The 24270-nt window shown below is 70.7% G+C and carries 16 protein-coding genes; 12 read left to right on the top strand and 4 right to left on the bottom strand.

The features are described from left to right. The first annotated feature begins 169 nt into the window (after positions 1 to 169). Together ACSHXN_RS16835 and ACSHXN_RS16830 are read left to right on the top strand one after the other, a co-directional pair. The gene (locus ACSHXN_RS16835; protein WP_355136080.1) at positions 170 to 1630 is read left to right on the top strand and encodes a glycosyltransferase family 29 protein; all 1461 of its coding nucleotides are present in this window, start codon (positions 170 to 172) and stop codon (positions 1628 to 1630) included. Further along, a complete protein-coding gene (locus ACSHXN_RS16830; protein WP_438303297.1) occupies positions 1627 to 3978 on the top strand; it encodes a glycosyltransferase in 2352 nt (783 codons plus the stop codon). Before ACSHXN_RS16835 ends, ACSHXN_RS16830 begins: the two co-directional genes overlap by 4 nt. Positions 3979 to 4022: 44 nt before the next feature. On the opposite strand, the gene ACSHXN_RS16825 is transcribed toward ACSHXN_RS16830, so the two are convergent. The 4 genes from ACSHXN_RS16825 to ACSHXN_RS16810 form a co-directional block, all read right to left on the bottom strand. Next, positions 4023 to 5675 carry a phospholipid carrier-dependent glycosyltransferase gene (locus tag ACSHXN_RS16825; RefSeq protein ID WP_383358090.1) on the bottom strand — a complete coding sequence of 551 codons (1653 nt, stop codon included), beginning with the start codon at positions 5673 to 5675 and terminating at the stop codon, positions 4023 to 4025. A 22-nt stretch (positions 5676 to 5697) separates the two neighbouring features. Next, positions 5698 to 6672 carry a hypothetical protein gene (locus ACSHXN_RS16820; protein WP_356294551.1) on the bottom strand — a complete coding sequence of 325 codons (975 nt, stop codon included), beginning with the start codon at positions 6670 to 6672 and terminating at the stop codon, positions 5698 to 5700. 142 nt (positions 6673 to 6814) lie between these two features. Then, positions 6815 to 8146: an alpha-2,8-polysialyltransferase family protein gene (locus ACSHXN_RS16815; RefSeq protein ID WP_438303296.1), complete on the bottom strand. Its 1332-nt coding sequence runs from the start codon at positions 8144 to 8146 to the stop codon at positions 6815 to 6817. Then, complete coding sequence (locus ACSHXN_RS16810; RefSeq protein ID WP_355136088.1) at positions 8146 to 9132, bottom strand: glycosyltransferase family 2 protein; 987 nt, start codon at positions 9130 to 9132, stop codon at positions 8146 to 8148. Before ACSHXN_RS16810 ends, ACSHXN_RS16815 begins: the two co-directional genes overlap by 1 nt. Positions 9133 to 9330: 198 nt before the next feature. Between ACSHXN_RS16810 and ACSHXN_RS16805 the strand changes: the two genes are divergently transcribed. From ACSHXN_RS16805 to ACSHXN_RS16760, 10 genes are all read left to right on the top strand, one after another. After that, positions 9331 to 10689: a DUF6716 putative glycosyltransferase gene (locus ACSHXN_RS16805; protein WP_438303295.1), complete on the top strand. Its 1359-nt coding sequence runs from the start codon at positions 9331 to 9333 to the stop codon at positions 10687 to 10689. Positions 10690 to 10730: 41 nt separating this feature from the next. Continuing rightward, positions 10731 to 12032, top strand: coding sequence for a cytidylyltransferase domain-containing protein (locus tag ACSHXN_RS16800; protein WP_438303294.1), 1302 nt, complete (start codon positions 10731 to 10733; stop codon positions 12030 to 12032). 14 nt (positions 12033 to 12046) lie between these two features. After that, positions 12047 to 12985 carry an N-acetylneuraminate synthase family protein gene (locus ACSHXN_RS16795; RefSeq protein WP_345549601.1) on the top strand — a complete coding sequence of 313 codons (939 nt, stop codon included), beginning with the start codon at positions 12047 to 12049 and terminating at the stop codon, positions 12983 to 12985. Positions 12986 to 13011: 26 nt separating this feature from the next. After that, positions 13012 to 14229: a hypothetical protein gene (locus ACSHXN_RS16790; RefSeq protein ID WP_356111969.1), complete on the top strand. Its 1218-nt coding sequence runs from the start codon at positions 13012 to 13014 to the stop codon at positions 14227 to 14229. Positions 14230 to 14386: 157 nt separating this feature from the next. Next, positions 14387 to 15451, top strand: a complete 1065-nt coding sequence (gene pstC / locus ACSHXN_RS16785) for a phosphate ABC transporter permease subunit PstC (protein ID WP_356294547.1) — start codon at positions 14387 to 14389, stop codon at positions 15449 to 15451. Between the two features lies 1 nt (position 15452). After that, positions 15453 to 16742: a phosphate ABC transporter permease PstA gene (gene pstA, locus ACSHXN_RS16780; protein WP_356294544.1), complete on the top strand. Its 1290-nt coding sequence runs from the start codon at positions 15453 to 15455 to the stop codon at positions 16740 to 16742. Beyond that, complete coding sequence (gene pstS, locus ACSHXN_RS16775; RefSeq protein WP_355136100.1) at positions 16742 to 18469, top strand: phosphate ABC transporter substrate-binding protein PstS; 1728 nt, start codon at positions 16742 to 16744, stop codon at positions 18467 to 18469. The genes pstA and pstS overlap by 1 nt, the downstream gene beginning before the upstream one ends. Next, positions 18466 to 21099, top strand: a complete 2634-nt coding sequence (locus ACSHXN_RS16770; protein ID WP_356111973.1) for a hypothetical protein — start codon at positions 18466 to 18468, stop codon at positions 21097 to 21099. The genes pstS and ACSHXN_RS16770 overlap by 4 nt, the downstream gene beginning before the upstream one ends. A 131-nt stretch (positions 21100 to 21230) precedes the next feature. Next, on the top strand, positions 21231 to 23210 hold the full coding sequence (locus ACSHXN_RS16765) for an Ig-like domain repeat protein (RefSeq protein ID WP_355136104.1): 1980 nt from the start codon (positions 21231 to 21233) through the stop codon (positions 23208 to 23210). Positions 23211 to 23296: 86 nt separating this feature from the next. Next, positions 23297 to 24205, top strand: coding sequence for a sortase (locus tag ACSHXN_RS16760; protein WP_355136106.1), 909 nt, complete (start codon positions 23297 to 23299; stop codon positions 24203 to 24205). The last annotated feature ends 65 nt before the right edge of the window (positions 24206 to 24270 follow it).

Below are 24270 nucleotides of genomic sequence, written 5' to 3'. Positions count from 1 at the left end.
CAGCATTTGCCCGCAAGACCCGAGGGGTTCATCTCCGCGTCGTATTGGTTTCTTACTGTTCCCCAACCTTCCCCCCAGGGCTTAGCGATTTCATGCCTTTTTCACACCTTGCAGGAGAATCATGACGAGGGTTGGCAGTAGATGGACACGTCCCCGGCCCGGGGGGCCTGTGTCGGAGCCAGCCGGCTCCGGGGCGCCGACCGCTCAGCCGAGACCGACCGAGCTGGAGGACTGCCTGCGCGCCTGCGCCGTCCACAGCGGCAAGCTGGTCGGCAGCCTGGACACCCGCCGAATAGCCCTCGCCGAACAGCTGCGTCAGCTCCTCGCCCTGTGCGCCGAGGGTGAAGACCAGTCCCCGCCCGCGCCCTCGGGTGCGGGCGGCCTGCTGCGCCGGGGGACGAAGGCCGTCGGCGGCAGCATGAGCAACAAGATGCTCGACGCGCTCCTCGCCGTCGCCAACAAGGCGCTCGACTGCGGCTACGACGACGAGCTGAACCTCACCCTGCTCATCAACGACACGGTGCTGACCCAGCGCAAGAACTCCCGGGCCGGCTGGCGGCTGCGCGGCCGTCTGCTGGAGGCCCTGGGCCTGCCGGCCGCCGCGATCGGGGCGTACGAGCGCTACCTGGAGCTCACCACCGAGGACGGTTTCGGCGTCCGGACCCGGGTGACGGGCCTTCGGACGGCCCAGGACCGGCGCGGGGAACTGCTCGGCGTGCTCCGCCGGGACGTTCCGGCCGCCGCCTCCTTCACCGAGCGGCCCCCGACCGAAGCGTGGTTCGAAGGCCTCCAGGCACACGCGGCCGGCGACTGGGACGGAGCGCAGGCCCGCCTCGTGGGAGCGCTCCTGACCATGGACCGCATCCAGGCGCCCGAACAGGACGTCCAGGAGGCGCTCAGCCAGTACCTCGACCTGGCCACCGCCGGACACGGCCGTCCGTCCCCCGAATTCATCGAGACCGTCGCCCTCTTCGCCGAGCAGCGCCGCAATCGGATGCGCGGCCCCCTGGAGGACCCGCTTTTCGGCGGTGTGGAGTGGCTCACCCTGGGCGAGTTCCGCAACCAGATCACCGGGAAGTCCATCTGCCTGATCGCCAACTCGGGCAAGGTCGGCGAGAGTTCCATGGGCGCCGAGATCGACGGCTACGACCTCGTCGTACGCTTCAACTCGTACAAGATCGACCCCACCCACACCGGCAAGCGGACCGACGTCCACGTCACCATCCACAAGCACGGCTTCAACTGGGACCGGCCGGTGACCACCCGCCTGGTCTTCGGCGGGGTCTCGGGGGACTGGAAGTACTCCCTGCGCAACCGGCTGGTGCCGGGCGCGCAGAAGTACCTCGGTGACGAATCGCTGCGCTGGCCCGTCCGCAACATCGGCAACATCGGCTCCGATGCATGGTCCGGGATCCCCACCAGTGGCTTCAACATGCTCTGGCTGCTCGACTTCCTCGACGTCAGCCCCACCTTGGACCTGATCGGCTTCGACTTCTACGAGAGCGGTGCCTATCGCATCGACGCCGCGATGAAGATGCCCATCACGTCCGTCCACGAATACACCAGTGAAAAGGCGTGGGTCATGGAACGGGCCCAGAGCGTCTCCGGCATGAGGATCTCTCTTCGATGACCACCATCCCCACCTCCGGCTCCGTTGCCGCGGCCACGGCCCGGACTTCGGCATCCGACACGGGCTCGGCCCGGGCGCTCACCGGCAAGCGCCGTATCGCCTTCGCCAGCTTCGTGGACGAGAACTACCTGCCCGGGTTTCTCGCCCTGCTGCGCTCGCTCGCGCTGTCCAACCCGGACGTGTGCGAGGACTTCATCGTCCTGCACGACGACCTGCGCCCCTCGTCCATAGCCCGGATACGCGCCCTGCACCCGCGGATCGTGCTGCGCCGGGTGGACGCCGACCACTACGACTCGTACGTCAAGGGCGACCAGGACAACTACCTGGTGCGCAAGGCGTACTTCATCCTCGACATCTTCCGCATCCGCGACTACGACACCGTGATCACCCTGGACACCGACATGGTGGTCCTCGGATCGCTGAAGGAACTCCTCTCGCTGCGCGAGGGGCTCGCGGCCGTACCGCAGTTCTTCTACGGCCAGCACAAGCTCAACAGCGGGCTGCTGGTCATCCAGAAGGAATACCTCAGCGACGAGTTCTGCGCGAAGATCGACAAGGTCGGCCGTGCCGGCACCTACGAGCTGGACAAGCACGACCAGGGCATCCTGAACGCCGTGCTCGACGGCGACTTCGTCCGGCTCGACCCGAAGTACAACTTCGTCAAGCGCCGGCTGTCCGGGAACCTCCCGGTGCCCGAGGACACGGCCATCCTGCACTTCACCGGACGGCACAAGCCGTGGCTGGGCAGCGAGGTCGGCTACGACCTCGCGCAGGAGCGCTGGCTCGAGTTCGACATGAGCGACGCCGAGCTGCACGCCGCCTACGTCGCCCTGAACGGGTCCCTCCACCACGACCTGCTCGTGCACTTCGGTGTGCCGCACGTGGAGCGCACCGGTGACCTCGACATCGCACGCCGCGTCGCCCTCGCCCACATCGGCGCGGGCGACTACCAGGCCGCCGTCGACATCATGGAGGGGGTGCACCTCCCCGTCGACGAGGCCTGGCCGCACGAGGTCTACGGCCACGCGCTGATGAGCGTCTCCCGCTACGAGGAGGCCCGGACCCAGCTGCTGCTGGCCACCGCCGCGCCCAACCGCGCCGCGACCGCCTTCTCCCGGCTCGCCCAGATCGCCTGGGTGCACGGCGACGACGCCGCCGCACGCCGGTACGCACTGTCGGGGCTCTCCGTCGACCCGACCCACCGCGCCAGCCGGATCTGGAACCAGCGCACCACCGGCGTCCCCGCCCAGCAGCAGAGCAGCCCCGAGGACCAGCTGGCGCACGTCGCCTTCTACATGGACCGCCAGGGCAACGCGGGTGACAAGCTGCTGCCGGAGAGTGTCCGTCTCGCCTTCGGACCCGACACCACCGGCCGCCGTTGGCACTCGGTCCACGCCCACCGGTTGTTCGACGAGCCGGCCCTCGAGCGCGTCAACGCCCGCAAGGGCCTGGTCATCGGCGGTGGCGGGCTGTTCATCCCGGACACCATGCCCAACGGCAACAGCGCCTGGCAGTGGAACGTCCCGGACGAGCTGCTGAACCGCATCGACGTGCCCATCGCGGTGTTCGCCGTAGGGTTCAACGCCTTCGACGGCCAGTCCTACCGCGCCGAGCGGTTCCGCACCTCGCTGCGCCTGCTCGTGGAGCGGTCGGCCTTCTTCGGCCTGCGCAACCACGGCTCGATCGAGAAGGTGCGCTCCATGCTCCCCGCGCACCTGCACGACAAGGTGCGCTTCCAGCCGTGCCCCACCACGGTCGCGCGGCAGACCGTCGCGGGCTGGCAGGACCCGGCCGGGCGGGACGACACCATCCTGATCAACGCCGCCTACGACCGTGCCGGGCTGCGCTTCGGCCACGACTACGCCTACTTCCTGGCGCAGATGGCCAAGGCGGTCAAGGGCCTCGGCGAGCTCGCCGAGGTGCAGTGCGTGGCACACTCGCTGGACGACGAGAAGATCGCTTTCGATCTGCGCCGCGAGCACGGCATCTCGATGCCCGTCATCCCGATGTACAACTTCGAGAACGACGAGATCCGGGCGCTGTACGCCCGCACCAAGCTGGTGATCGGTATGCGTGGGCACGCCGGCATGATCCCGTTCGGCTGCGGCACGCCCATCATCAGTCTCATCTCGCACCCGAAGATGGCGTACTTCCTGAGCGACATCGAGCGGCCCGAGTGGGGGGTGTCCGTGCACGACCGCAACCTCGGGGCGTTGCTCGTCGAGCGCGCCCGGGACCTGCTCGCCGACCACGCGGCGACCGTGGCCGACGTGCACGGTCGCCAGCAGGAACTCTGGAAGGTCACCGAGGCGAACGCGGCCGACCTTCGAGTGATCCTGGGCGGTTGACGGCGGCGGGCCCCCACCGAGGACGGTGGGGGCCCGCATTTTTTTCAGCGGCGGTAGATCGTGATCGAGTGCCCGACCTCGTCGATCTCCTTGCTGCTGTCGATCAGCGCGGCCAGCGAGGCCTTGGCCGACGCGGTGTCCGACACGACGAGGAGCCCGTGGACTTCGTCCGGGGGGACCGTCAGCGGGTCGGAGGCCTGGATGCCGTAGTACGACGGCTCACCGCTGCCCTTGTAGAACAGCCAGACTCGTTCGTCCGGATAGCGCTCCCGCAGACGGTCGGCGAGCCGCCCGAGGTCCTGGCCCCAGTCGACGTTCGAGTCGCGCAGCCACCGATGGGTCTTCGCGGGCCCGCCGAACGCCTCGTTGCCGTACGGCAGGTAGTACGGGTAGGCGCTGAGCGAGCTGACGGTGACGAACGCGACGAGCGCGCCCGTCACGACGTACACCCACCGCCGCCGTACGACGGTCACTGCCGCCGCCGCGACCGCGAGGAAGAGCGGCACGAAGATCGCGTACCGGGTGCCGTAGTCGCGGGTGCCGGTCATGGCCGCGGCGAGCAGGACGGCCGTGGGCAGGAGCACGTACGGCGCGGCGGGCCGCAGGCGCCGGATCGCGCACATCGCCACGGCGCCCGCCGCCCACAGGGCGAGCATGCCGAGCGGGGTCTTCACCAGGAGGGCGGCCGGCAGGTAGTACCAGAGCGAGCCGCTGTACGTCCGGCCGTAGAGGTAGCCCGCCCGTACGATCTCCTCCTTGCCGAACTGGATCAGCATCCCGTCCCGGTACTCGCGCGGGAACGGCAGCCTCTCGGTGACCAGGGCCCGCAGCCCGTGCAACGACGACATGTCGGCGGGCGGGGTCCAGCGCAGCCGCGGGTCGACGACGAGGTAGGACGCCCATACGACGGCCACCGCGATCAGCGCGACCCCGATGACCCAGGCGGCGCCGCGTGCGAGGGCCCGGGCTCGTGGCCCCCGCCACGTGGCCAGCACACACAGGCCGAGCACCACGGGCACGGCCGCCAGCGTGTTCATCTTGGTGGCCAGTGCCGCGCCCAGCGCCACGCCGGCCAACGGCAGGTACAGACCCGGGCGCCCGCGAGCCCGCCACGTCAGCCACACCGACGTCAGCACGAAGCCCGCCGCGGGCACGTCCAGGGTGGCCAGCGAGCCGTGGGCGATGACGTCGGGGGAGAAGGCGTACAGCCCGAGCGCCACCAGGGCGCCCACGCGGCCGGTGAGGTCGTACGCGAACGCGCAGACGACCAGCCCGAACAGCAGCGTCAGCGTGATCACCGGCAGCCGGGCCCACAGCATCAGCCGCCACGGGTCGTTGCCGGACTCGTACAGCAGATGGCGGCCGAGCCTGCTCTGGTCGCCGGGGAAGCCACGTTCGAGGTGCGGGTCGGCGACCGCCACGCCGGTCGCGATGATCAGCTTGCCCAGCGGCGGATGCTCCGGGTTGTACCGCAGGCTGCGCTCTTTGAGATAGACCGTGGCCGTGCCGACGTACACCGGCTCGTCGACGGTCGGGGTCTGCTGCACGGCCGTCGTGACCATCGCCACCGCCATCTGGGCGAGGAGGGCCACGACGGCGAGCGCGAACAGCAGACGCCGGTAACGGAGTTGCCGGCGTGGCCCGGTCGCCGTGAGGGCGTCGGCCACGCCGGGAGCCAGAGAGGCTGTCTGTGCCATGGCAGTAGGCTGTCGCGGAAGACTACTTCTTGCCCACCAGCCTCTTGAGCCTGGCCATCGTCGTCACCTTGGGCTCGGCCTCGTAGGCCTTCTTCAGCTGCGCGAAGTGATCGGCGCGGGTCCGGCTCAAGTACTCGTCCGTCTGGAGCGGCTTGGCGATCGACCAGGCGCGCTTGTGCTGGCCGTCGTAGTGGCAGACGAACGCCTTGCCCATCTCCAGCACGGACTTGAAGGGGATGCCGCCGGTGTGGTCGCGATCGACACGGTCCTGGACGGCGGAGATCAGCGCGAGCTTCTCGTCGACGGTGTAGTCGTCCTCGGTGATGCGCTTCATGACGTCGTCGGGGATCGGCGCGGTCACCTCGAACGCGAGCGTGGAGCGGATCGGCGGGCCCGCGATCTCGATGTACGGCAGCAGGGCGCCCGTGCTGTGGTGCAGCCACGGCAGGCGCGGACCGGCGAAGTCCTGGTGGAGCACGACCGTCCCGGGCCGCATGCGCGTGAGGAACCGCTCCGACACGCACTGGAAGACCCCGGCGGTCTTGGCTATGTCGATGTGCAGGAACTCGACGGGGCTGGTGTCGCTCGGGTCCGAGGTCTGCCAGAGGTCACCGGCGTGGATCTCCAGGAACGGAAGGAACGGATCCAGGCGTCTCTTGAAGTCGTCCAGGAACGAGTTGTCGTCCGCGGGCTTGTGCCCGGAGTCGAAGAACTTTTCCGTGGCGTACGTGCCCTTGCCGACGCGGAAGAAGTCGTACGCGTGCAGCCGTCCCGCCTTTTCGTCGAACACGGGGCTCTCGTGCAGGCCGAGCGCGAGCGCGTACGTCGATCCACCACCTCCGGAGCCCAGTTCGACGATACGGTCCTGGCCCGTGAGGCGGTGCCGGCCGACAAGGTACAGAAACTTGAGCTCCCAGGTGCTGCACTGGGTGTAAGGCAGGTTCTTCGGCAGCTTCACACTGTCGAAGAGGGAGTAGAGGTGGCCGAGCTTCGTCATGAGTGCCTCACGGGATTCTTCGGTTGGGCGGTGCCCCGCGATCCTATGGATTCGGGCACCGCTTGACTATTGCACCAATGGAGTAACTCGCCGATTTGCCTTTCTTTCCATGCCCTTCCCGTAGAATTAACCTATCCGCTGCTCAGCGTTTCACTGCCTTCTTTAGTGCCCGCGCCCGCCGTACGACCCGGCGCGCCGTTGAACTGCGCGGCAGGAACGACAACCGTTCGGGAATGCCGCCCGGCAGACCCAGTGAGGTCAGCCGGCGGCGCTTGAAGTAGCGCTGGGTGTCCGGGCCGAAGTGCTGGGAAAGGAAGCGTTCCGCCGCGGGGCGCTTGCCCGGGTAGATCTGCGGCTGCATCACGAAGCCGACCGCGGTGACCAGACCGGTCAGCGTCTCCGCGTCGAGGGGCGCGCGCCGCTGCTCGCCGTCCAGTTCCGGCAGCAGCGCGTCGGCCAAGGTGAGGGGGATGCGGTTGCTGTTCTGGTAGGGCGCGAGGCGGTCCAGCAGCGGTGCGGTCCCGACCCGGGCGACCGGCAGGTCGTAGAACGCCGAGGCGGTGAACAGCGCGGTCGAGAAGCACCCGACCACCAGTGCGGGCCGGGCCTTCTCGAACAGCGTCTCGGCGAGGACGGGCACGTCGAGGACGGTGAGGTCCACCTCGAGTCTGTCGGCCTCGGCCTCCAGCGCACGGCTGAAGCGGGCGGGCGCGGTCGGGTGCGGTTTGAAGACGATCGAGCGGTGGCCGCGGGCGACCGCCCCCCGCATCATCCGCACGTGCAGGTCCTCCTCCTCCTGCGGGGAGAGGATGTCCAGGGCCGACAGGTACTGGCCGAGCAGCAGGGCGGAGTTCTCGGGCAGCGGCGCAAGCTCCGCGACCGACTCACCGAGGCGGCCGAGCACCTTGAGGAAGGCGCTGGTCGGCACGATCTGCGGGGTCACGTCGAACTCGGTGAGCAGCAGCGGTGTGAGGCCGGGGACCAGGTCCAGATGGAGCAGCCGCCGTACCCGGGTGCCGACCAGCGGGTCGATCTTGTTCCGGGTGGGGCCGTAGCTCATCAGTCCGTCGGCGTAGACGTCGACGGGTGCGTCCGTGAACATCTGGGCGATGGTCAGGGCCGGGTTGACCTGGATGGACTCCAGTACCAGCGCCACGTGGTCGTCGCCCAGGTCCCACAGCATCCGCAGGTAGCGCTCGAACAGCGGGATGTCGTCGGGACGCGGCGCCCAGGCCCCCGGGTGGAAGGGGCGGATGGCGTCGTTCCAGGACAGCACCGCGTCGAAGTGCTCGCGCAGCGGCTCGAAGCCCGGCATCTCGTCGACGGCGGGCGTGGTCTCCGGCATGGCGGAGTTGTTGCACACCAGCAGCAGGCGGCGGTCCGCCTCCGGGAAGCAGTCCGACTCGATGGCCGCGGCCAGCGTGGCGGCGCCGTACAGCGTCGACGCGCAGAAGATCTGGGTGGTTCGGGACATCAGGCGGCCGCCTTCGCTGTGGTGACCCGCCGGCGCAGTCGCCGCAGCCGGGAGGAGCGGTGCAGGTCCATGGTGTCGAGGACGTCGGTGAGCAGTTCCTGGGGCATGCGCTTGATCGCCGCGGCGCTCATCGTCCGCAACTGCTTCGCCACGGTCGGTTCGAACTTGTCGATCTCCGACAGATGATGGGCGATGATCGCGCAGTAGGTGCGCACTGCCTTCGGCAGCAGCCGGTCGGCCTGGGGGTCGGCCGCGGTCTCCTCGATCACCTGGTCGAAGGCGCGGATGAAGTCGAGCTGGCGTACGTCACCGATCTGGGTGAGCGAGCCGGCCACTCCCCGGCGGTAGAAGACGCCCATCAGGCTCACCACGGCGAACGACTCCGCCTCACGGTGCAGCTTCCAGATCCACGGCCGGTCCTCGGCCGTGCGCAGTCCGTCGGTGAAGTGCAGCAGGCCCTTGTCGAGCAGCCGGCGGTGGTAGGCGCCGGCCCAGGCGTAGGGGTAGTCGACCGAGGTCGAGCGGTCGGCGGGCAGGATCGCGTCCCGCGGGTTCATCACTTCCCAGCGCCGCCCGTGCGGCGCCCGGAACACGGCCCGCGCGCGGGCCGTGGCCTGGACGTGGTCCGTGCGGACGAAGTCGCAGCCCAGCTCCTCGACGGCCGTGACGAGGTCGCCGAGGTAGCCCGGAGCGAGCCAGTCGTCACCGTCCAGGAACGTCAGGTATTCGCCCTGCGCCGCATCCAGGCCGGTGTTGCGGGCGGTGGCGAGACCGCCGTTCTCCTCTCGACGGATGAAACGCACGCTTGCGACGTCCGAGAGCTCTTCGACCGCCCGTTCGAGAATGCGTGGCGTGTCGTCTCTCGAATGGTCGTCGACGAGGACGAACTCGAATTCGGGCCTGGCGTTGCGGCGCAGGCTTCTGAGGGTGTCCGGGGCGTATTGCTGCACGTTGTAGAACGGCACGATCACGGAAAGCTTTGGCACCTGCGAAAGCGTAGGGTGCGGCCCGTCTGGTGAACTTTCCGGTGCGGGTACAGGGGGTGAACTCCATGTGTCGGAACGGTGCATGCCGCGCGCTTTCCGGGCTTTGACGAGCCAGTTTGGCTCTCGGTGAGGTGCTGTTAACCTTTTGTTGAATCGCGGTTGGGGTGTACCTAGGAATTGCTTCCTAGCGTCTGGAGCGTGCCAGCAAGTACTACGAAGCTCCCGCGGATTGCCGTACTCGCGGACTCGGACACCCGGTGGAAATGGGGTGCGCTGACCGCGAGCCGCCTCACTGCGGGTCCGTCCATGGAAGCGGGGCAGCATGCCGACGCGCAAGCCGCGCCGGTCCTGGACGGTTTTCTGCTGCGCGGACGCGCCACTCCCACCGTCCGCCAGCTCCGCGAGGTCGGCGTCCGGGCGGACTCCCTGCGCGAGGTCACCGGTGTCGAGTTCCTGCGCGAGATGGCGAAGGAGACCTACGACGTCCTTGTGCTCTCCCTCGTCGGCGGCGGCGTCCAGGCGATGCTGCACGGTCTCGCCCACGCCTGGCAGGGACGCGCACGGCGGCCCGTCGTCGTCACCGGCTATGTCGGTGTCGTCTACGAGAAGCTCGCCGACGGTCTGCTGCTGCGGCACGGCGCGGACCTCGTCCTCGCCAACTCCCGGCAGGACGCGGAGCGCTTCCGCGCGGTGTACGAGGGAGTGGGCGCCGACGCCTCGTCGGTGACCGAGGTCGCGCTGCCCTTCCTGGGCGGGGCGCCGTACGAGAAGAAGGACCCCTACACGGTCGTCTTCGCGGCGCAGCCCTCCGTGCCCGAGAGCCGCAGGGACCGTACGTACCTGCTGGACCGGCTCGTGGAGCATGCGCGTCGGCACCCCGAGCGCGAGGTGCTGCTCAAACTGCGCTCCAAGCCGGGTGAACACACCACGCACATCGAGGAACTGCCCTACCAGAAGCTGGCCCAGCGGCAGGACCTGCCGGCCAACTTCCGTCTGGTGTACGGGAACATGGGCGAGGTCCTCGACCACACGGACCTGCTGGTCACCATCAGCTCGACGGCCGCCCTGGAGTCCCTGCACCGCCGGATCCCCACCGTCGTCCTCACCGACCTCGGGGTGCGCGAGGGGCTCGGCAACCACCACTTCGTGGGCTCCGGGTGCCTCGCCTCCTGGGATCAGCTCGACGCCGGGCACGAGCCGGCGCCGGACCCGGAGTGGGTCGCCCGGCAGGGCGTGGCTGCCGGGGATGCCGCCTCCGGGGCAGGGTCGTACGCCACCGCCTTCGACGAGGCGCGGCTGCGCATCGGCTCGCTGCTCGCCGCCGATGAACTCCCGCCGCTGCGGCCCTACTACACCCCCGTCACCGCGCCCGGCTATCTGCCCGGCGTCCTCGCCCGCCACCACCTCGCCCCGGACGGCAGCCCGCTGCCCGGCGCACCCGCCGCCGACAAGCCGGCCGGCCCGGTGCGCCAGATCGTCCGCCGCGCGGCCCGCGGTGCCTACCGCCACGGAGTCCAGCGCGTGGCCCCCGTGATCCGGCGAATGGGTGAGCTGTGAGCGAGCGCATCCCACGCCAAGGACCTCAAGGAGTACAGCCCATGTCCAACCCGGAAGCGGGACAGACGGCGTCGGTGCGCCGTGTGCTCGCGGTGATCCCCGCGCGCGGCGGCTCCAAGGGTGTGCCCGCGAAGAACCTGGCCCCGGTCGGCGGCGTGCCGCTGGTGGCCCGCGCGGTACGCGAGTGCCTGGCCGCCCGTCTCGTGACCGATGTCGTGGTCTCCACCGACGACGAGGCGATCGCCACCGCCGCCCGTGAGGCCGGCGCCGAGATCGTGCTGCGCCCGGCCGCGATCGCCGGTGACACCGCCACCTCCGAGGACGCCGTCCTGCACGCCATGGACGTGCACGAGGCGCTGCACGGCTCGCCGGTCGACGTGGTGCTGCTGGTCCAGTGCACGAGCCCGTTCCTGCTCCGCGAGGACGTCGACGGGGTGGCCGCCGCGGTGGTCGAGAACGGTGCGGACACGGCCCTGACCGTGGCCCCGTTCCACGGCTTCGTCTGGCGCGACGCGGAGGACGAGCCCGTGCCGGTCATCGGCGCGCAGCGCACCGGTGAGATGGGCGGCGGCACCAAGGTCGCCGACTCCCGGGTCACCCGCGGCGGCTACGGCATCAACCACGACAAGTCCTTCCGGCCGCGCCGCCAGGACCGCCCGCAGGACCTGCTGGAGACCGGCGCCGCCTACGCCATGGACGCGGCCGGGCTGCGTGAGCACCGGCACCGCTTCTTCGGCCGCACCGACCTCGTGCGCACCGACCCGGCCCGCGTGCTGGAGATCGACGACCCGCACGAGCTGGCCCGCGCCCGGGCCCTCGCGCCGCTGTTCGACGCGTCCCGGCCCGGCGCCCTTCCGACCCGCGCCGACATCGACGCGGTCGTACTCGACTTCGACGGCACCCAGACCGACGACAGGGTGCTGATCGACTCCGACGGACGCGAGTTCGTCTCCGTGCACCGCGGGGACGGGCTCGGCATCGCCGCACTGCGCAAGAGCGGTCTGACGATGCTCATCCTGTCCACGGAGCAGAACCCGGTCGTCGCCGCCAGGGCCCGGAAGCTGCAGATCCCGGTCCTGCACGGCATCGACCGGAAGGACCTCGCGCTGAAGCAGTGGTGCGAGGAGCAGGGCATCGCGCCTGAGCGCGTGCTCTACGTCGGCAACGACGTCAACGACCTCCCGTGCTTCGGCCTCGTCGGCTGGCCCGTGGCGGTCGCGAGCGCCCACGACGTCGTGCGCGGCGCCGCACGCGCGGTCACCACCGTACCCGGCGGCGACGGCGCGATCCGAGAGATCGCCAGCTGGATCCTCGGCCCCTCTCTCGACTCCCTCGACAAGTAAGGAATCTCCCTGCCATGAGCACCAACTCCCGTCTGCGTCAGTTCGGTACGCGTACCGCCGGTCCCGGTCACCCCGTGTACATCTGCGGCGAGATCGGCATCAACCACAACGGTGAGCTGGAGAACGCCTTCAAGCTGATCGACGTGGCCGCCGAGGCCGGCTGCGACGCCGTCAAGTTCCAGAAGCGCACCCCGGAGATCTGCACCCCGCGCGACCAGTGGGACATCGAGCGCGACACCCCCTGGGGCCGGATGACGTACATCGACTACCGCCACCGCGTGGAGTTCGGTGAGGACGAGTACCGTCAGATCGACGAGTACTGCAAGGAGAAGGGCATCGCCTGGTTCGCGTCCCCGTGGGACACCGAGGCCGTCGCCTTCCTGGAGAAGTTCGACGTCCCGGCGCACAAGGTGGCCTCCGCCTCCCTGACCGACGACGAGCTGCTCCGCGCCCTGCGCGCCACCGGCCGCACCGTCATCCTGTCCACCGGCATGTCGACCCCGAAGCAGATCCGCCACGCGGTCGAGGTCCTCGGCTCGGACAACATCCTGCTCTGCCACGCCACGTCCACCTACCCGGCGAAGGCCGAGGAGCTGAACCTGCGCGTGATCAACACGCTGCAGAGCGAGTACCCGAACGTCCCGATCGGCTACTCCGGCCACGAGACGGGTCTGCAGACCACCCTCGCCGCGGTCGCGCTCGGGGCGACCTTCGTCGAGCGTCACATCACCCTCGACCGCGCCATGTGGGGCTCCGACCAGGCCGCTTCCGTCGAGCCGCAGGGCCTGCAGCGCCTGGTCCGCGACATCCGCATCATCGAGTCGTCGCTGGGCGACGGTGTGAAGAAGGTCTACGACTCCGAGCTCGGCCCGATGAAGAAGCTGCGCCGTGTCGCGGGTGCGGTCGCGGAGGCGGAGATCGCCGCGGCCGCCGGTGAGCCGGTCCAGGTCTGACCACATAAGGGGACGGTCGTACGCCGATGAGCCCTCGCGCCGGAACCGCCGGCCACCGCACGCTCGCCTTTGTCGAGAGCCCCGTACAGCTCCTCAACGTGCTGGAGTGGGCCCATGCGCACGCACTCCGCAGCACGGGGAGCGGTGTGCCCGGACAGGCGGCGGCGATCCCCACGCAGGGGGGCCGGCGGTCCATAGCGGGGCGTGCGCCGGCGGACGGCCCGGGGGCGGCGGGTACCACCGAGGGTGACGTGCTCACCCTCGTGGTGCTGTCCCCGAACGACCCGATGACGCGCGGACAGTTGCGCCGTATGGCGGATCTGGCCCGCGACGAGGGCTACGAGGTGCGCTGGGAGGAGGCGCGGGGCGGTGCGGCCGCGCCCTTCCAGACGATCGGCGGCCTCCTCCCGCTGCTGCGCCGCGCGCACCGGGTGGTGATGGGGGACCCCTTCTCCCGTTACGTCCAGCTCCTGCTGACGATGAGCCGGGCGCGTGACCTGGTGGTCGTGGACGACGGCACGGCGACGATGGAGTTCGTCACCCAACTCGCCCGCGGCGAGCGCCTGGTGCGCTGGCACCGCAAGGGCGGCAGGCGGGGGGTCCGTGAGCTGATGCTCGTGCCGGTGTCGTCGTCGGCGCGCCGCCGTCTGACGCCGAGCGGGCGGCGCACGGTGGAGGTCTTCTCATCGATGCCGATCGAGGAGACCCCGGCCGGGGTCACCGTCACGGCGAACGACTTCTCCTGGACCCGGGCGCGGTTCGGCCCGCCCCGCATCACCAAGGGTGCGGACCTGGTCGGCACCTCCCTCGTCGAGACGGGCGTGGTGGACAGCCGGCGCTACCTCGACGCGGTCCAGGCCCTGGCCAAGGCGCACGGCGCCCGGCGCTACTTCGCCCACCGCCGGGAGAGCACGGAGAAACTCCACACCCTGGCGGTCGAGACCGGTCTGGAGGTGGTGCGCCCGGACCTCCCCCTGGAACTGATCGCCCGCCGCGGGCCCATCGGCCGGACGGTCCTCAGCTTCCCCTCCACGGTCGTCCACACCCTGCCGCTGGCGCTGGTCGGCACGGAGGTGCGGGTGTCGGTGTGCGACATCGATCCGGCGTGGCTGACGCAGAACGCGTCACCGCGCGCACAGGGCTTTCTGTCGGGTGTTTCGGGGACGGCGCGGGACGTGGACCGGCTGGACCCGGGGCCGGCGGACCAGGACGTGGCGGCCGGGCAGGACGTGGCGGCGGGTTAGGGCGGCCATCACCTCGAAATACGCACAACTCGCGTACGGAACAGACATGCGGCATTCACAGGTTGTCCACGTGCCACGCGTTGGTCCGACACGATCCGGCCATTGAATCTCCCCGCGCGGTGCCATCCGGCTACGCGCGGGGAGATTTGTTTCCACAGTGGGGGGACCACACGTGGCGGCCACGCACCATGAGTCCGACCGAACGGATTCGGACAGACCGGAGTCCGACGGATCGGAGTCCGACAGACCGGCGCCCCGCCGGCCGCGAGCGGCCCGGGGACTGGGTGACCGGATCTTCCGCCTTCAGCTGACGGCCACGGGAGTCGTCGTCCTGGCGATCATGGCGGCGGTCGGCCTCTTCCTGCTCATCAGGGCCGCCCAGGCGCTGCGCGCCACGGGATTCTCCTTCCTCACCACCGCCGAATGGCAGCCCGACGTCCACCACTTCGGCATCGCGGCCGTGCTCACCGGCACCGTGCTGATCGCGGTCGTCGCGGTGGCGCTGTCCGTGCCGCTGGCCATCGGGACCGCGCTGTTCATCTCGGACGTGGCGCCGCGCCCGCTGCGCCGCACCCTCGTCACGATGGTCGACCTGATGGCCGCCGTCCCGTCGGTGGTGTACGGACTGTGGGGGCTGTTCTTCCTGCAGCAGCACGTGATCGGGCTGTCGCGCTGGCTGTCCGACTGGTTCGGCTGGATCCCCCTGTTCACGGTGGACGGTACCCAGCCGGGCGAACCGCTGGCCTCCGAGAGCGTCTACACCGCCTCCACCTTCGTCGCCGGGATCGTCGTCGCGCTGATGGTGGCGCCGATCCAGTGCTCGGTGATGCGGGAGGTGTTCGCCCAGGCGCCGGCGGGCGAGCGCGAGGGCGCGTACGCACTGGGCGCCACACGCTGGGGGATGATCCGCTCGGTCGTCCTGCCGTACGGCAAGGGCGGCATCATCGGCGGCACGATGCTGGGGCTCGGCCGGGCGCTGGGCGAGACGATCGCGGTCTACCTGATCATCTCCCCGGTCTTCGTGATCCAGCCGCACATCCTGCAGACCGGCTCCAACTCGGTGTCCTCGCTGATCGCCCTGCACTACGGCGACGCCTCCACCTTCGGCATGTCGGCGCTGATGGCGGCGGGCCTGGCGCTGTTCCTGCTCACGCTGGCGGTCAACTTCACCGCCTCCTCCATCGTGGCCCGCTCCCGGTCCGGCGCGCAGAGCGAGGCATGAGATGACCGTCGTAGAAGAGACCACGACCGCACCCGTCGAGGCCCCGGCCGCCCCGGATGCCGCCGAACTGCCCGACCGTCCCCGGCGCATCGGCGGCCCGACCCGCTCGGGTGTGCTGTCGCTGACGGGCGCCGCCGTCTCGGGGTTCTGCCTCACGGTGCTGCTGTTCGGCGAACTCGCTCCCTTTTCGGGCGTGTTGGGCTTCACGGTCACCGCGTACCTCGCCTTCCTCGCCGTCTACGCCGTGCTCACCGGCCTGGAGGAGAACGGCCAGGCGGTCCGCGACCGGGTGATGACCGTGGTGCTGTGGACGGCGGCCACGCTGCTGTTCTCGGGGCTCGCCCTGGTCGTCGGCTTCACCGCCTGGCGCGGGCGCGAGGCGCTGCCGCACGGCAACTTCTTCACCGAGGACATGCAGGCGTCGGGTCCGCTCGACCCGCTCACCCACGGCGGCATCCTCCATGCGATGCTCGGCAGCCTCATCATGATCACCATCGCCCTGGCGATCACGGTCCCGCTCGGCCTGACCTGCGCGGTCTACCTCAACCAGATCCCGGGCCGCTTCTCCCGGTTCGTACGGACCATCGTCGAGGCGATGACCGCGCTGCCGTCGATCGTGGCCGGCCTGATGGTGTACGCCACCTGGATCCTCATCCTCGGCATGCAGAAGTCGGGCCTCGCGGCCTCCTTCGCGATCAGCGTGATGATGCTGCCGATCGTGATCCGCGCCGCGGACGTGGTGCTCCGGCTGGTCCCGGGCAACCTGACCGAGGCCGCGGAGGCGCTCGGGGCGCCGCGCTGGCGGACCGTGTGGCACGTCGTCCTGCCGACGGCGCGCTCCGGACTCGCCACCGCCGTCATCCTCGGCACCGCGCGCGGCATCGGCGAGACCTCGCCCGTGCTGCTCACCGCAGGCTTCACCGCGGCACTCAACGCCGATCCGACGAGCGGGCCGATGATCTCGCTGCCGCTCGCCGTCTTCAACTTCGTCAAGTCGCCGCAGCCCGCCATGATCGCCCGCGGCTTCGGTGCGGCGGCCGTCCTGATGGCGCTGGTCCTGGTGCTCTTCGCGATCGCCCGGGTGATCGGCGGGCGCGGCCCCGGGCACCAGACCCGCCGGCAGGCGCGGCGCACGGCCCGCGCCTCCCGCCGCGACACCGCCCGGTTCGCCGAACTGCACGCCCCCGGCCTCACGTTGTTCGAGACCGATCCGCAAGCCGCCCCGTTCGACCGACCTACCGGGTCCACCACCGACGAGGACCCCGGACAGAAGCCCGGAGACACCCACTGATGCGCCGTCACCTGCCTCTTCTTCTGCGCCGCCTGCGCGCGCCGGGGATCCTCGGTGCACTGCTCGCCATGATCGTCGGGCTGCTGGGCGGCCCGCTGACCCCGCCGGCGGCCGCCGCAGGCGGGGGCTACACCCCGATCGCCGGAGCCGGCTCCACCTGGGCCGAGAACGCCATCGACGAATGGCGCCGCGCCGTCAACCAGTACGGCATGCGGATCAGTTACGCCGGCAACGGCTCCTCCGACGGCCGGCGTCAGTTCCTCAGCGGCACGGTCGACTTCGCGGTCTCGGACATCCCGTTCCAGACCCATCCGACCGACGGCTCGGCGGCCGAACGGCCGGGCGACGGCTCCTACGCCTACATGCCGATCGTGGCCGGTGGCACCGTCTTCATGTACCACCTGACCGCGGGCGGCAAGCGGATCACCAACCTGCGGCTCTCCGGCGACGTGGTCACCAAGATCTTCACCGGGGTCGTCAAGACCTGGGACGATCCGGTGATCAAGGCCGACAACCCGGGCCTGCAACTGCCGCACCGCGCCATCGTCCCCGTGGTCCGCTCCGACGGCTCGGGCTCGACGGCCCAGTTCACGATGTGGATGGCCAACCAGCACAAGGGCCTGTGGCAGGACTACTGCCGGCGGGTCGGCCGCGCCGGCGCCTGCGGGCAGACCTCGAACTACCCGACCGTCTCCGGAATGATCGCCCAGTCCGGCGACCTCGGTGTGGCCGGCTACGTGGCGCAGAACTACGGCGAGGGCGCGATCGGGTACGTCAACTACTCCTACGCGCTCAACGAGCACTATCCGGTCGCGAAGGTCCTCAACCACGCGGGCTACTACACCGAGCCGACCCCGCAGAACGTCGCGGTGTCGCTGCTCAAGGCCAGGATCAACACGAACAAGAGCTCACCGGACTACCTCACCCAGCAGCTCGAGGGCGTCTACAACGACACCGACAAGCGCAACTACCCGCTGTCCAGCTACTCGTACATGATCCTGCCGCTCAAGGAGCAGGGCATCTTCACCAAGGCCAAGGGCAGGACGCTCGGCGCCTTCTCGTACTACTTCATGTGCCAGGGCCAGCAGCAGGCGCCCAAGCTCGGCTACTCCCCGCTCCCGATCAACCTGGTCCAGGCGGGCTTCGACCAGATCCGCCGCATCCCCGGGGTGCAGGCGCAGAACATCAACATCCGCGGCTGCAACAACCCGACGTTCACCACGAACGGCCGCAACAAGCTGGCCGAGACGGCGCCCTACCCGGCCGCCTGTGACAAGAAGGGCGCCCCGCCCTGCACCACGGGCAGCGGTGGCGCCAAGGACGCCGGCGGGTCCGCCGGTTCGGGCGGCTCGAACGGCGGCGGCTCGAACGGCGGCTCGGCCACGGGCGGCGACACCTCGGGCGGCACCACCGCCACGGGCGGTGGTGCGTCCGGCGGCTCCGGTGGCGGCGCACAACCGTCCGTCGACCCCGACACGGGGCAGACCATCGCGCCGGACGGAACGTCGGCGGTCGCCGGCGGCAGCACGGTCGCGGGCGGCACCGTCGCCCTCGCCCAGCCGGTCTCGGTGGCCGGGAGGCACGGCTGGACCGGCACCCAGACCCTGATGCTGCTCGCCGCGTTCCTGCTGCTCGGACTGGTTCTGCTGCCCTCCGTGGTCTCCCGCGCGATCGCCTCGCGCACCGGCACCCGGGACGGCCGCCTCACGGACGGGGACGGACGATGAGACGACTGCGCAACGCGCTCGTGCGCCTGGTCGCCGGAGCGGCCGTCGGCGCCCTCGCCGGATTCGCCGTGGCGCAGGCGGCCCCGCCCGCCACCGCCGCGGCCTCCCACGGCTCCGCCGTCACCGTCTCCGGGCGCGGTGAGTTCAAGGACATGAGGTTCACGGTCGACCAGACCACCCACCTCACCAGCCAGGCGATCACCGTCTCCTGGTCCGGCGGTACCCCGACCACCTTCGCGGGCACCCGGTTCAACACCGACTTCGTGCAGATCATGCAGTGCTGGGGCGACGACGACGGCACCGTCCCGGCCAACCCCGGTCCACCGCGCACCCAGTGCCAGTTCGGCGGCTCCCCGGTCACCGGCCGGGACAACTGGCCGGGCAACGACCGCGACGACACGCGCAAGATCACCTACAACGCCGACCCCACCAACTACGGCGACGACGACCGGTACGGGGCGGGCAACCCCTTCGGCCAGGGCGAGGTGCCCTTCAAGTCCGTCGACGGCACCGTCATCACCGGCGACACCCAGAACAACCAGTTCTTCAACCGCAACACCACCAACGAGGTCGACTTCGCCCGCACCGGCGCCGACGGCAACGGACACGAGTACGTCGAGGTGCAGACCGCCAACGAGGCCCCGCACCTGGGCTGCGGCATCCCGGTCAGCCACAACGGCGTCACCGAGCCGCGCCCCTGCTGGCTGGTGATCGTCCCGCAGGGCCACCTGGACCTCGACGGCAAGCCGTACGCCGACCAGAGCCAGGTGAACGCGGGCTCCCCGGTCTCCTCCACCAACTGGCGGAACCGCATCGCGATCCCCCTCCGCTTCAACGCGGTCGGCTCCAACTGCGCCCTCGGCTCCGAGGAGCGCCCGACCATCGGCAGCGAGCTCGCCGCCGACGCCATGACCAGCTGGCAGACGGCCCTGTGCCCGGCCGGCCGGGTCTACGGCTACACCCAGCTCGGTGAGCCCGACGCCCGTCAGCGGATCGGCACGGACGGGACCGACGGTCTCGCGTTCACCACCAGGGCCCTCGGGTCGGACGAAGGCACGGCCGCGCCGCCCGGCACGACGACCTACGCGCCGGTCGCGCTCTCCGGGGCCGTCATCGGCTTCACCATCGAACGCAGGCCCAAGGCGGGGGCGCCGGACAGCGTGCGCAAGCTCGCCGGCACCATGGTCGACTCCATCGACCTCACACCCCGCCTGGTCGCCAAACTGCTGACCGAGTCCTACCGCAACTCCCCCTGGGGAGCGGTGCTCGGCGACAAGACGGCCGCGGGCTACGGCTGGGCGAAGAACAACCCGGCGGGTCTGGCGAGCGACCCCGAGTTCATCGCGCTCAACCCGGAGTTCGCCGAACTGTCGGTCGCCGAGACCCCGGCCACCGACACCGATCTGCTCACCGCGGCCGGCCACTCGGACTCGGCCCGTGCGCTGTGGCAGTGGGTCCTGTCCGACAAGGACGCCCGCCAGTTCCTCGCGGGTGTCTCCGACGACTGGGGCATGCGCGTCAACCCGTTCTACAGCACCAACGTGGATCTGAACCCGAGCGGCGCCGCCTTCGACCCGGCCCGCACCGACAACTACCCGAAGAACGACCGCTGGTGCACGGTGCCCCCGGGCACGGGGGCACCCAAGGACGCCCTGCAGTGCATGACGGACTTCCACCCGTACGTGACGGACATGCACGACGCCGCGTTGCGCACCCGGCGTACCGACACGCTGTGGAAGTCCACCTGGGACGCCCTGGCCGACCCGCCCACCTACAAGAGCCCGGGGCCGCAGACCGTCGGCTCCCGGTTCCTGATCACGGTCACCGACGCGGCCTCCGCCACCCGCTTCGGGCTGCAGACCGCCAAGCTGCGCAACGCGGCCGGCGCGTTCGTCGCCCCCACCACCGCGTCGCTGTCCGCGGCCGCCGCCGGCGCCTCCGGCTCCGGGGTAGCGGAGATCAACCCGGACAAGGTCGCCCAGAAGGGCGCCTACCCGCTCGCGCAGCTGGTCTACGCCGCGGTGCGCCCCGGCGAGATCGACGCGTCCGCCCGCAAGGACTACGCGGCCCTGCTGCGGTACGCGGCCGGCGCCGGGCAGATCAGCGGCGCCGACCCGGGCCGGCTGCCCGCCGGCTACGCCCCGCTGTCACAGCGGCTGCGCGCCCGGACCGACCAGGCGGCCGACGCCCTGGTCCACTACACCGGGTCCTCCTCGCACGAGGGCGGCCCGGACGGCGGAGCGTCCGGCGGCACCGGTGACGTGGGCGGCTCGGACGAAACGACGGGCGACGGCGCCACCACCGGCGGCACCGGGGAGGCCACCGCGGCCCCGGCCGGCACCGGCGCGAGCGCCACGCCCAGCGGCGCGCCCTCGTACGGCGGCGGCAAGGCCCTGCAGACCACGGCCCTCGGCACCACTCCCGCCGACCCGGCGAACGCGCTGCGCTACGCCGTCCCGGTGGGCGCCGCGCTCGGTGCGGTCGCGGCCGTCGGTGCCCCCTTCGCCGGCGGAAGCAGGCTGCGCCTGCCGCTGCGGGTGCGGCTCCCCGGCGGCCGCACCGTGACCGTCGTGCCCGCGGTCACCCTGCCCGAACGGCTGCGGAAGCTGCTGCCACCGGGCCGGGACTGACCCACCGGAGCGCCCGCCGGGCGCTCCCCACAGACGGCCGCCCGCCCCGAAAGGCAGTCGGGGCGGACGGCTCGCTCCACCCTGCCACATCCATTCGACGCATCCCGCGCACAACTGTCAGGAGACTCTCGATGCGCAGAACGCGCTCTACGGCGGCGCTTGTAGCCGCGGCCGTGGTGGCCGGCGGCCTGGCCCTCGCCGCCCCGGCGTCCGCCGACCCCGCTCCCGCAGGTACCTTCCGCAAGCTCGTCGGCGTGGGCTCCGACACCACGCAGGACGTGCTGAACGCCCTCGCCGGTGACGCCGTCGGCTACGCCCCGGTGAAGGCGCCGAGCGGTGCCGGCATCGCCTCCTACGACGCGGTCGAGCCCGGCACCGGCTCCATCACGTCCTCGATCCGGACCCGGTCCGGCGGCCCGTCCTTCCTGCGGCCCAACGGCTCCGGCAACGGCCGCATCGCGCTGACGATGGCGCTGACCGGCGACAAGTGGCCCAACAGCACCGGCACCACCATCAAGGGCCAGGTCGACTTCGCCCGCTCCTCCGGCGGCCCCAGCACCTCGGGTACCGCACTCACCTACATCCCGTTCGCCCGGGACGCGGTCGGCGTCGCAGTCAAGGGCTCGGCCCTGCACAAGCTGTCGGTCGATCAGCTGCACGACATCTACGCCGGTACGCTCACGGTGGTGGACGGCCAGACCGTGCACCCGAAGATCCCGCAGAGCGGCTCCGGCACCCGCAAGTTCTTCCTGTCGGCGATCGGCCTCAGCGACTCGACGATCGCGCCGACCATCCCGACCGTCCAGGAGAACCAGGCCGACGACGCCGTCACCGAGGACGGCGCCCTCGTCCCGTTCTCCGTGGGCAGCTGGATCGCCCAGAACAACGGCGTGGCCCCGGACCACAGCAAGGCCGCCGCCGCGGCCGGCGCCTACCTGGCCGCGGTGCAGCTGCCCGGCGACACCGGCGAGACCGAGCCGGTGAGCACGTCCAACGGCCACCTCGTCCCCCTCAACAGCTACTACGAGAACGCCACCTTCGGCCGCGACGTCTACAACGTCGTGCCCAGCCGGGCGATCGACCCGACCAGCATCTTCTTCGACAAGGACCTCTACGACGTCTTTGTCACGAACGGCAGCCACACCGCCGCGCTGGCGTCCGACGACGCCGAGAAGACCATCGCCGCCTTCGGCTTCGTGAACGAGTCGTACAACGGCTCGATCAACCCGAGCAAGCACGCGAAGTTCGGCGGCCTCGAGGGGTCGACCTTCGACGCCAAGACGCCCGGCAAGCCCGCGCTGAAGGCCACCCCCGGTGACGCGTCCGTCAAGCTGAGCTGGACCGCTCCGGCCCCCACCGGCCTGCCCGTCACCGACTACCGCGTGACGCTGACCGGTGCGGACGGCGCCGTCGTGGCCGTCAAGGACGTCCCGGCCACCGCCACGTCGTACACCTTCAGCGGTCTGGCACTCGGCACCTACACCGCCTCGGTCGGCGCCGCGAACCTCAACGGCTCCGGCGTCCTCGCGACGTGGACCGGCGCTGTGAAGTACTCGAGCACCACCAAGGCGACCGCCGCCAAGACCGCGTACGGCAGGACGCCGAAGGTCGCCGTCACCGTCACCGGCACGCACGGCACCGTCGCGTCCGGCAAGGTGACGCTGAAGGACGGCAGCACCACCGTCGGCACCGGCACCCTGGACCGCTCCGGCAAGGTCACCATCGGCCTGTCGAACCACCTCAAGGTCGCCACACACACCCTGACCGTCTCCTACGGCGGCAGCAGCAAGCTCAACACGTCCTCCACGACCGTCAAGCTGACGATCACCAAGGCGACCCCGTCGGTGAGCACCTCCGCGCCCAAGTCGGTCAGCCACACCTCCCGTGCCAAGGTCACCGTGAAGGTCACCGCGACCGGCACCACCCCGACCGGCACCGTGCGCATCTACGCGGGTTCGCACGTCATCGCCACCGGCACGCTGAAGAGCGGCAAGGTGACCCTCACCCTGCCGAAGCTCAGCCGCGGCAACCACACCATGCACGCGTACTACACGGGCTCCTCGACCGTGAACTCCAGGAACGGCGTCAACTTCACCATCAAGTCCACCTGACGCCCTCTGCCGGGGAGACCGCGGCCGCCGCGGTCTCCCCGGCCGTATCCGAACACCCTCATCACCATCGAAGGAGGCGGACCGCCGTGACCGTCGCCGTACCGACCACGTTCGCTCCGGCCGCGCTGCGGGCGCGTGCCCGCAGCGTCACCGCCGTCCGCCACCTCGCCCGCGGCGCCCTGCTCAGCCTGGCCGCCCTGCTGCTCGGCATCACCGCCCAGCTGCTGGTGGTCAGCGGCATCCAGGAACACTCCGCACAGCACACCGCGTTCGACGAGCTGCGCAACCAACTCGCCCTGGGCACCGCTCCGGTGGCTCAGACCGACCAGGAGGGCCGGCTGCTGGCCCCCGGCACCCCGGTCGCGCTGATCGACGTCCCCGCGCTCGGCATGACCCAGGTCGTCCTCGAGGGCACCGACTCCTCGGTCATGACGGACGGCCCCGGACACCGCCGGGACACCCCGATGCCCGGCCAGACGGGCACGAGCGTGCTGATGGGCCGGGCGGCCGCGTACGGCGGCCCGTTCGCCGGACTGGCCCGGCTCCAGGAGGGCACCAGGTTCACGGTCGTCACCGGCCAGGGCAGGGCGACGTACCAGGTCCTCGGCGTGCGCCGGGCCGGCGACCCGGCACCCGCGCCCCTGTCGGCGGGCAAGGGCCGGCTCGTGCTGGTCACGGCGACCGGCCCGGACTACATGCCGGGGGGCGTCCTGCGTGTGGACGCCGACCTGGTCTCCGCGCCCTTCCAGACCCCGGCGGCCGTCATCCGTTCCGGCACGCTGCCGCAGTCCGAAGAGCCCCTCGCCCGCCCCGCCGGAGTGCCGTGGCCGCTGGTGATGTGGCTGCAGGCGCTGCTGCTCGTGTCCGTCGCGGCGGTGTGGGCATGGCACCGCTGGGGCCGCCACCAGACGTGGATCGTCTTCGCCCCCCTGGTCGCGGTGCTGGGCCTCCAGGTCGCCACACGCACCACCGAACTGCTGCCCAACCTGCTGTGACCGCCGCACCGGCCCCGCCCCGAACCGAGGTACCCGACGTGACCGACACCCTGATCGACACCGAA

The organism is Streptomyces sp. HUAS TT11 (genome assembly GCF_051553595.1).
Taxonomy (GTDB): domain Bacteria; phylum Actinomycetota; class Actinomycetes; order Streptomycetales; family Streptomycetaceae; genus Streptomyces.
This window is presented reverse-complemented; position numbering and strand designations above follow the sequence as displayed.